Below are 2,790 nucleotides of genomic sequence, written 5' to 3'. Positions count from 1 at the left end.
GACCTGCCGCCATTCGGCGATCGGGCGGCCGTACTTCTTCTCGATGGAGGGGAAGTAGGACGCGGGGCCCTTCACGGGTTCGGTCATCGGGGCTTGGGTCTCCTCACAGGCAAATAGTCGTCATGGCCGGGCTCGTCCCGGCCATGACGAGGAAAAGGGTGGGGCGGGCGTCTTACTTCCGCGCGCTGTAGATCGCCGTCAGCCGGTCCGGGGTCCCGGCGATCCGTTCCAGCTTCGGATAGCGCAGGCCGCCCCGGTAGGCGATCTGCACGGTCCGGAAGTGGTCGCCGTTACGCGTCAGGAGCTCGATCGGCCCGCCGGTCTTGGCGTCACGGATCGCCTGCTTCAGCCGGTCGGCGTCGTAGGCCAGCCCGTTCACGGCCAGGATCTTCGCCCCCACCGACAGTCCCGCCTGGAACGCCGGACCATCCCACTGCACCGCGGTGACGTCACCCTCGCGGTTCAGCACAAGGCCGAGGGAATAGGTCAGGTTGGTGTTGCGCTGCTCGGCCTCGGTAGCGGTCCAGGCGCCGGTCGGCGCATCGGCGTATGTCAACCGCCAGCCGCCACGCGCCAGCCCGTCCAGCGGCGCCTTGGGCGCGATGGCCTGCACCCGCGTGCGCAGGAAGCTCGCCCAGTCGTGCGGCTCGACCGCGTCAAGGGCCGCGACCACGTCGTCGAAGGTGTAGGTGCGCGGGGTGAAGTCGCCGTCCTTGCCGCCGAAGAACCGCTTGGCGAAATCGTCCAGCGAGCGCCGGCCGCCGGACTTCTCCCGGATCAGCGTGTCGGCGTCGAGCCAGATCAGCTGCCCTTCGGAATAGTAGTCCTCCGGACGCTGCCAGGACGGCCACGGCTCCGGCCGGCGCGCCGAGATCACCGGCTCCTGCCCGGTGTCCTCCAGCGGTCGCCAGGCGCGGCCGACGCGGTTCTCATAGGTCGCCGCGGTCATCGCCAGGCTTTCCAGCGCCTCGTCCGCGCTGAGCATCCCGGCCCGCGCGCCGAGCACATAGCCCCAGTATTGGGTCTGGCCTTCGTAGACCCACAGCAGCGAGCCGCGCATCGGCTCGGAGTAGGTGCGGGTCATCAGGTCGGCCGGGCGGCGGAGCTTGCCGTTCCACGCGTGGACATATTCGTGCGGCAGCAGGTCCCGGTCGCCCAACGCCCGCTTCCAGTCGGTGAAGTAGTGGGTGGCGACGCTGTTCTCGCTCGAGCGGTGGTGCTCCAGCCCGATGCCGCCCAGCCGACCGGTCACGGCCAGCAGGAAGTCGTAGTGGTCGAAGGGCCTGACGCCGAACAGCTTGTCCCCTTGCTCGACCAGGTTCCTGTGCAGGCGGATCTGGGCGTCGGTCGGCGCGAGGTCGGCCGGCGCATCGGCGACGATATTCAGCCGCACCTGCGGCCGGGGCCCGTCGTCCAACACCACGCGGCGGAAGTTGCGCCCGGCGAACATCGGCGAGTCCACCAGGGTTTCGAAATCGACCGGCCTGAACCGCTTCAGGTCGCCGTCCTCGGCCGCGGTTTCCAGAGCCACGCCATAACCCCAGCCGGTCGGCAGCCGCACGCTCGGCTCGACCATGATGCGGCGCACGTAGCGGCCGGCGGGATAGAAGGCGACCTTCTCCCACTGCAGGTTCAGCATCTCCGGCGTCATCACCACCCGGCCCTGGGCCGGGGCTGTCGGCGAGACGAACTGGAAGTCGACATCCAGCGCGCTCGCGCCCTGCGGAACCTCGACCTGGATGGCGTAGACGTCTGCGGGATGGCGCTTCCACGCCAGCGTCTGGCCGCCGGCCCGGATCGTCAGGCCGGCGATCTTGTCGATCGGACCGCGTGGCGCGTGGTTGCCAGGCAGCCATTCGGGATAGAGCAGGGTGATCGGCCCCGCCGCCTCCACCGGAATCGTCTGGCGCACCCGGAAGATGCGCCGCTGCAGGTCCGTCGCATCCACCTCCAGGCGCATCGTCCCCGGCCAGGCGACGTCCCGCGCCGCTGGGATCGGCGGCGGCAGCGGCGAGGGCTCGGGGAGGGGGCTTTGCGCGCTCGCGGCCGTGGCGGCGAGCAGGGCGAGGGCAACGGATCGCGCGATCATGCGCCGACTGTAGGGCGGGCTTTCGCCTTGCCGCAAAGCAAAAGGGCCGCGGATTGCGCCGCGGCCCTTCCGATAGCTTCAGCCGGCTTCGATCAGCAGGCGTAATACATGTCGAATTCAACGGGGTGCGGGTGCAGTTGCAGGCGCATCACCTCTTCCATCTTCAGCTCGATGTAGCTGTCGATGAAGTCGTCATCCATGACGCCGCCGCGCTTCAGGAAGGCGCGGTCCTTGTCGAGGGACTCCAGCGCTTCGCGCAGCGAGCCGCAGACTTCCGGAACCTTCTTCTGCTCGCGCGGCGGCAGATCGTAGAGGTTCTTGTCCATCGCCGGTCCCGGATCGATCTTGTTCTCGATGCCGTCGAGGCCGGCCATCAGCAGGGCGACGAAGGTCAGGTACGGATTGCCCATCGGGTCCGGGAAGCGGACTTCCAGGCGCTTGGCCTTGGGGCTGTCGACGTGGGGGATGCGGATCGAGGCCGAGCGGTTGCGGGCCGAATAGGCCAGCTTCACCGGGGCTTCGTAGCCGGGCACCAGGCGCTTGTAGGAGTTGGTGGTCGAGTTGGCGAAGGCGTTGATCGCCTTGGCGTGCTTGATCACGCCGCCGATGTACCACAGGCACATGTCCGACAGGCCCGCGTACTTGTCGCCGGCGAACAGCGGCTTGCCGTCCTTCCAGATCGACTGGTGCACGTGCATGCC

At 68.6% G+C, this 2,790-nt stretch carries 2 protein-coding genes and 1 pseudogene; all 3 read right to left on the bottom strand.

The window, feature by feature from the left end:
* Window positions 1-87: DUF4287 domain-containing protein (locus ACILRF_RS15950; protein WP_395674628.1), on the bottom strand; the 87-nt coding region annotated here is incomplete at its 3' end.
* Between the two features lie 85 nt (window positions 88-172).
* Entirely contained in the window at window positions 173-2,089 is a 1,917-nt protein-coding gene (locus ACILRF_RS15945; RefSeq protein ID WP_395674626.1) for a M61 family metallopeptidase, read from the bottom strand.
* A 92-nt stretch (window positions 2,090-2,181) separates the two neighbouring features.
* A pseudogene (gene glnA, locus ACILRF_RS15940) lies at window positions 2,182-2,790 on the bottom strand (glutamine synthetase); the annotation flags it as partial.

The sequence above is a fragment of the Phenylobacterium sp. genome (genome assembly GCF_044236515.1).
Lineage (GTDB): Bacteria > Pseudomonadota > Alphaproteobacteria > Caulobacterales > Caulobacteraceae > Phenylobacterium.
This window is presented reverse-complemented; position numbering and strand designations above follow the sequence as displayed.

What these genes read in the sequence shown, in the direction of transcription:
- ACILRF_RS15945 (WP_395674626.1), bottom strand. Translation starts at nt 2,089, where the DNA reads ATGATCGCGCGATCCGTTGCCCTCGCCCTGCTCGCCGCCACGGCCGCG.